Genomic DNA, 6650 nt, shown 5'->3' on the forward strand with positions numbered 1-6650 from the left:
ACCATGTCGCACTTGTTCATGAACACGATCATGTACGGGATGCCAACCTGGCGACCCAGCAGGATGTGCTCACGAGTTTGCGGCATCGGGCCGTCAGTCGCGGCTACTACCAGGATCGCGCCGTCCATCTGGGCAGCACCGGTGATCATGTTCTTAACGTAGTCGGCGTGACCCGGGCAATCTACGTGGGCGTAGTGACGGATAGCAGTGTCGTATTCTACGTGGGAGGTGTTGATGGTGATACCACGCTCACGCTCTTCCGGCGCCTTGTCGATCTGGTCGAAGGCGAAAGCTTTACCACCGAAGTGCTTGGCCAGCACGTTGGTGATGGCGGCGGTCAGGGTGGTTTTACCGTGGTCAACGTGGCCGATGGTGCCGACGTTTACGTGCGGTTTGTTACGCTCAAATTTTTCTTTAGACACGACGTAGTCCTTCTAGGTTAAACCCGCCTACCGTCGTAGGCGGGGAATCATAAATTACTTGGATTTGCGCTCTTCGATCACGGCCTGGGCGACGTTAGTCGGGGCATCGTGATACTTAGCGAATTCCATGGCGTAGGAAGCGCGACCCTGGGTAGCGGAACGCAGGGCAGTCGCATAACCGAACATCTCGGCCAGCGGCACGAGAGCACGAACGATCTTGCCGGACGGGCCGTCTTCCATACCTTCGATCAGGCCACGACGACGGTTCAGGTCACCGATCACGTCGCCCATGTAATCTTCCGGAGTCTCAACTTCTACTTTCATGATCGGTTCGAGCAGAACCGGGTTGGCCTTCATGAAGCCAGCCTTAAAGGCCATGGAAGCAGCGATTTTGAACGCCAGTTCGGAGGAGTCGACATCGTGGTAGGAACCGAAGTGCAGACGCACGCCCAGATCCATTACCGGATAGCCAGCCAGCGGGCCGGACTTCAGCTGCTCACGGATACCCTTGTCAACACCCGGGATGAACTCACCAGGAATCACGCCGCCCTTGATGTCGTTAACGAACTCGTAGGCTTTGCCTTCTTCCAGCGGGTACATGTCGATCACAACGTGACCGTACTGACCACGACCACCGGACTGCTTGGCATGCTTGCCTTCGATGTCCTTGACGGTATTGCGGATGGTTTCACGGTAGGCAACCTGCGGCTTACCTACGTTCGCTTCAACCTTGAACTCGCGACGCATACGGTCAACGATGATGTCCAGGTGCAGCTCACCCATACCGGCGATGATGGTTTGGCCAGATTCTTCGTCAGTCCATACGCGGAAAGACGGATCTTCCTGCGCCAGACGGCCGAGTGCCAGACCCATCTTCTCTTGGTCAGCCTTGGTTTTCGGCTCAACCGCGATGGAGATTACCGGCTCCGGGAATTCCATACGCTCGAGGATGATCGGCGATTTTTCGTCACACAGGGTGTCACCAGTGGTCACGTCTTTCAGACCGATGGCAGCGGCGATGTCGCCTGCGCGAACTTCTTTGATCTCTTCACGCTTGTTGGCGTGCATCTGAACGATACGGCCAAAACGCTCGCGCTTCTCTTTGACAGAGTTCAGCACGGAGTCACCGGAGTTAACCACACCGGAGTAAACGCGGAAGAAGGTCAGGTTGCCAACGAACGGGTCGGTAGCAATCTTGAATGCCAGAGCAGAGAACGGCTCGTCATCGGAAGCGTGACGCTCGTCTTTGGTGACGCCATCCAGCTTCAGACCATCGATGGCTGCTACGTCGGTCGGAGCCGGCAGATAGTCAACCACGGCATCCAGCATGGCCTGTACGCCCTTGTTCTTGAACGCGGAGCCACAGGTAACCAGGATGATTTCGTTGTTCAGAACACGCTGACGAAGAGCTTTCTTGATCTCTTCTTCGGTCAGTTCTTCACCACCCAGGTATTTTTCCATCAGGTCTTCAGACGCTTCAGCAGCGGCTTCAACCAGGTTCATGCGCATTTCTTGCGCTTGTTCCAGCAGCTCGGCCGGGACGTCTTCGTAATCGAAAGACACGCCCTGGTCAGCTTCGCTCCAGTTGATGGCTTTCATCTTGACCAGGTCGATAACGCCCTTGAAGTTCTCTTCTGCACCGATGTTCAGTTGCAGCGGAACCGGGGTACCTTTCAGACGGGTCTTGATGTGCTCAACGCAGCGCAGATAGTTGGCGCCGGTACGGTCCATCTTGTTGACGAACGCGATACGGGGAACCTTGTACTTGTTAGCCTGACGCCATACGGTCTCAGACTGTGGCTGTACGCCACCTACGGCACAGTACACCATCACGGCGCCGTCCAGAACACGCATTGAACGCTCTACTTCGATAGTAAAGTCAACGTGGCCCGGGGTATCGATGATGTTGATACGGTGCGGTTGGAACTGTTTACCCATACCGGACCAGAAAGCGGTGGTCGCGGCGGAGGTGATGGTGATACCACGCTCTTGTTCCTGTTCCATCCAGTCCATGGTGGCGGCGCCATCGTGAACTTCACCGATCTTGTGACTTACACCGGTGTAAAACAGAACGCGCTCGGTAGTAGTAGTCTTACCGGCGTCGATGTGAGCAGAGATACCGATGTTACGATAACGCTCAATGGGGGTTGTACGAGCCATTGTCATCCTCTTACTAGGGCACTTGTCCCCAGATAATTAAAGGTGCGCAGAGCCAGAAGACCCTGCGCAAGCGGATTACCAGCGGAAGTGAGCGAAGGCCTTGTTCGCTTCAGCCATACGGTGAACGTCTTCACGTTTCTTGACAGACGAACCCTTATTGTCAGCGGCATCCAGCAGCTCGCCAGCCAAACGCTGAGCCATTGATTTTTCACCACGTTTACGAGCGGCATCAACCAACCAGCGCATTGCCAGGGCATTGCGACGAACCGGACGAACTTCTACCGGCACCTGATAGGTTGCACCACCGACGCGACGAGATTTAACCTCGACCGCCGGACGAATGTTGTCCAGAGCGACTTCGAACAGGGCCAGGTGCTCTTTGCCAGATTTGGTGGCAATGATGTCCAGGGCGCCATAAACGATGGCTTCTGCAACAGATTTCTTACCGTCAACCATTACTACGTTGACAAATTTAGCCAGCAGCTCTGATCCGAACTTGGGATCCGGCAGGATTTTACGCTGACCAACAACACGACGTCTTGGCATTTCAAATTCTCCGTAACTTCAGGGGTTACCCAAAACTAGAAAGTTATCTAACTAGAAACGAATTAACGTTTGGCCTTACTTAACGGAGAACCATTAAGCTTTCGGACGCTTCACGCCATACTTGGAGCGAGCCTGCTTACGGTCTTTAACACCGGCACAGTCCAACGCACCACGAACGGTGTGATAACGAACACCTGGCAAATCCTTGACACGACCGCCACGGATCAGAACAACGGAGTGCTCCTGCAGGTTGTGACCTTCACCGCCGATGTAGGAGGTGACTTCGAAGCCGTTGGTCAGACGTACACGGCACACTTTACGCAGTGCAGAGTTAGGCTTCTTGGGGGTGGTGGTGTATACACGGGTGCATACGCCACGCTTCTGAGGGCACGCTTCCAGCGCCGGCACGTTGCTTTTCACAACGAGCTTGATGCGTGGCTTGCGAACCAACTGGTTAATAGTTGCCATCAAAAGGCTCCTGATAATGACTTCATAAACGTGTGAAAAATCCTCCCCGCAGATACGGGGACGCGAAATTTTATGCCCTGTTGTCTGGGGAGTCAAGATTTATACAATTCGTGCGCCAAAAGGGCAAATGACATCCCGCCATTATTGTGATAACCACCTGAGCCAACAGGCAAAAATCAAAACTAGCCGGCCCAGGTCTGCGGTGATCCCTGTTCGGCGATCAGCTTGATCAGGCCGGCCATGTCGAGTTCCATCCCGATCCTGGGGGACAACCCCCTCGCCTTCAGGTCTTCCCCCATCACATAGAGGGGGATCCCGTTCAATCGTTCGCACCACTGCGGGGCCGTCGTCGCCACCACGGCGTCCTGCATCAGCACCAGCAGATCTGCGTCCTGACGATAATGCAGCACCTGCTCGAGGTCCTGGCTGAGAAAGGGAGAGCTCAATACCAGCTGTATCATGAGTACCTCAAAAGCTGATGTGGGTGGTGAAGTTGTCCCACTGGTGGCGGATCTCGGCCGGGCTCAGTACCGTCACGGGGATCAGCAGATCCTCTGCCGTCAGACCACGTTCGGCCAGCGACGCCGCACAGACATAGACCTCCTCGACATCGTACAGTTCCAACATCTTGAAGGTCGGAGCGTAGTGGCGCTGCAATATCCCCTGTGGCGACTGCTCCCTGAGCAATTGCAGCACACCATCACCGATGAGGAACAGCGCCAGGGATTCCGTCAGCGCAGAGGTGGCCAGCAAGGCATCCAGTCCCTCTCGTCCACTCGCCGTACCGTGGGGACCACGCCGGCAGATAAAGGCTATCTTGGTCATTCCATCCCCCTAGAACTGGACGAAGCGGTCGGCGGTCAGACTGGCCTCGGCCAGTTGACCCAGCCCGCTTAAACGAAACGGGGCCTGCAGATTGAACTGGGTCTTGCCGACCCCCTTAGCCTCGGCTTCATCGAGCACCCCGCGGCGCATGGCGGCGGCGACACACACATCGATGGCAATGCCCTGCGCCAGAGCCAGATCGCGCCACAGCGCCACCAGGTCGGTCTCATCGCTGGCCGGGGCATGCAGACCATTGCCGTTATGGACCCCATCCTGATAGAAGAACAGGTGGGACAGCTGATGTCCCTGCTCGATGAGGCTCAGGGCGAAGCGATAGGCTGTGCTGGCCGTCTGGGTACCATAGGCGGGCCCGGTGACCAGCAGGGCAAAATTCAGACTCATATCCGGACTCCTCCACAGATGTGCATCCATTCTACCTCAAAGACGAAAAAGCCCCTCCTGGGAGGGGCTCTTCCGATGACTCAGACTCAGACATGAGCAATGGCTTCGACTTCGACCAGCACATCCTTGGGCAGGCGCGCCACTTCCACGCAGGAACGCGCCGGTGCAGCATCACCGAAGTAGCGGGCATAAACCTGGTTGAAGGCCACGAAGTTGTTCATGTCGCTCAGGAAACAGGTGGTCTTCAGCACCTTGCTGGTATCGGCACCGGCCGCCTTCAATACTGCAACCAGGTTCTTCATCACCTGCTCGGCCTGCGCCTCGATGCCACCGGCAACTATGTCCATGGTGGCCGGATCGAGCGGGATCTGCCCGGAGGTGAACACCAAGTCACCCAGCTTGGTAGCCTGAACATAAGGACCAATTGCGGCAGGCGCCTTGTCGGTTGCAATCACTTCTTTAGCCATTGTTATCTATCCCCTATCTATGGCGCTTACTCGCTCTCTTCTTCACCCTGCTTGCGCTGTCGGATGTAGAGATACACGGTATGTTTGGAAATATTCAGCTTGTCGGCGACCAAGTTGATCGAGTCCTTGATATCAAATATGCCCTTCTCGAACAACTGGGTCACGATAAAACGATTCTTGGCGTTGTTGGCCACGGAGGGATCGCGGTTGATCTCGTCGATGGTGTTGTCCACCGTCTGGGCAACCAGCTCCTCCACGCTGTTGGCGAAGGTCTCCGGCGATTGACGCTCCACTTGCTGGGGCGTCGGGAAGAATTCGGCCACGAACTCGTGGAAAGGCGCATTGATGTGCAGGTTGATGCAGATAAGACCTATCACCTGCTTGTCGCGGTTGCGGATGGCGATGGTGCTCGACTTCATCAGCGCACCAGTCCGGCTGCGGGCGAAGTAGCTCTGGGTGTGATCCTGACCCGTGCTCTCGATGTCCTTGAGCATGCGCAGGGCCAGATCGGTGATCGGCGCTCCCAGGGTCCGCCCCGTGTTGAATCCGTTCGCTATCTTGATCACTGACTCATGCAGATTTTCCAGGGAATGCAGCACCACTTCGCAGTGCTTGCCGAACAGATCGGCCAGGCCCTCGATGAGGCCCTCATATGAACGCAACAATTCCCTGTCTTCGTCTGTAAAAGCGCGACCGCTCAGTTGCTCTTCGGGAAGCAGTACTTCCTCGATACCGACAGCCATGTTCTACCCCTGTAATAACCATTCAACTTTCCCGAGTTTTCAATTGCGGGGGATCAATGTCAACTTTTTTTGATTTTTTGCTCTATAACCTTGCACTGGATCATCCCCTGCCCCAGCCCGGTGCAGCGCACTGCTGGCGGGCGGTGTCTAGTCCTGAAATAGGTTTACACATTTTCGTCTAGCTTCACGTGACTCAGAACCCCCGATGCACCGCATCGGGGGTTCTGTATTTCAACCCATGATGCGGTCGCTCCAGGTTGTAAATATCCACTGCCTCGCGCACCATCTCCCGCGCTTGCGTCAGGTCCTGCGGGCTTTGTAGCAGCAACTCTCCTTTCAAAATCCCGTTCACCCGCTCCGCCAACGCATTCTGGTAACAGTCATAACCATCTGTCATTGAGCATCGGACACCATGCCGCTCATGCAATGACTGATACAGACCCGAGCAATACTGCACGCCGCGGTCCGAGTGATGGATAAGCTCCCCGCCGCCACGCCGTTGCTTCAGCGCTTGTCTGAACGCCATCGCCACCGACTCGGCGTGCATCCCTTCGTGCACGTGATGACCCACTATCTTGCGTGAGTAAGCATCCGTCACCAGGCTCAGGTACAGCGGC

The 6650-nt window shown here is 55.9% G+C and carries 10 protein-coding genes; all 10 read right to left on the reverse strand.

The window, feature by feature from the left end; genetic code table 11:
• Positions 1-422 (reverse strand): GTP-binding protein (locus tag OC537_RS20555; protein ID WP_234676306.1); only part of this gene is annotated, 422 nt, incomplete at its 3' end.
• A gap of 54 nt (positions 423-476) precedes the next feature.
• Positions 477-2582 (reverse strand): elongation factor G, encoded by a 2106-nt coding sequence (gene fusA, locus OC537_RS20560; RefSeq protein WP_106885572.1) that lies wholly within the window; start codon positions 2580-2582, stop codon positions 477-479.
• Between the two features lie 75 nt (positions 2583-2657).
• Positions 2658-3128 (reverse strand): 30S ribosomal protein S7, encoded by a 471-nt coding sequence (gene rpsG, locus OC537_RS20565; protein ID WP_010675949.1) that lies wholly within the window; start codon positions 3126-3128, stop codon positions 2658-2660.
• Between the two features lie 93 nt (positions 3129-3221).
• Positions 3222-3596 (reverse strand): 30S ribosomal protein S12, encoded by a 375-nt coding sequence (gene rpsL / locus OC537_RS20570; protein WP_005306278.1) that lies wholly within the window; start codon positions 3594-3596, stop codon positions 3222-3224.
• 182 nt (positions 3597-3778) lie between these two features.
• On the reverse strand, positions 3779-4057 hold the full coding sequence (tusB, locus tag OC537_RS20575) for a sulfurtransferase complex subunit TusB (protein WP_262114048.1): 279 nt from the start codon (positions 4055-4057) through the stop codon (positions 3779-3781).
• Positions 4058-4064: 7 nt separating this feature from the next.
• Positions 4065-4421, reverse strand: a complete 357-nt coding sequence (gene tusC, locus OC537_RS20580) for a sulfurtransferase complex subunit TusC (protein ID WP_171275259.1) — start codon at positions 4419-4421, stop codon at positions 4065-4067.
• Between the two features lie 9 nt (positions 4422-4430).
• Positions 4431-4823, reverse strand: a complete 393-nt coding sequence (gene tusD, locus OC537_RS20585; RefSeq protein WP_042650612.1) for a sulfurtransferase complex subunit TusD — start codon at positions 4821-4823, stop codon at positions 4431-4433.
• Positions 4824-4909: 86 nt separating this feature from the next.
• Positions 4910-5290, reverse strand: coding sequence for a RidA family protein (locus OC537_RS20590; RefSeq protein ID WP_106885569.1), 381 nt, complete (start codon positions 5288-5290; stop codon positions 4910-4912).
• Between the two features lie 26 nt (positions 5291-5316).
• On the reverse strand, positions 5317-6033 hold the full coding sequence (locus tag OC537_RS20595) for a transcriptional regulator (RefSeq protein WP_025328613.1): 717 nt from the start codon (positions 6031-6033) through the stop codon (positions 5317-5319).
• 193 nt (positions 6034-6226) lie between these two features.
• On the reverse strand, positions 6227-6650 hold a 424-nt coding region (locus OC537_RS20600), incomplete at its 5' end, for an integrase core domain-containing protein (protein ID WP_262114054.1).

Source organism: Aeromonas sp. Marseille-Q5825, from assembly GCF_946892685.1.
Classification (GTDB): Bacteria; Pseudomonadota; Gammaproteobacteria; order Enterobacterales; family Aeromonadaceae; genus Aeromonas; species Aeromonas rivipollensis.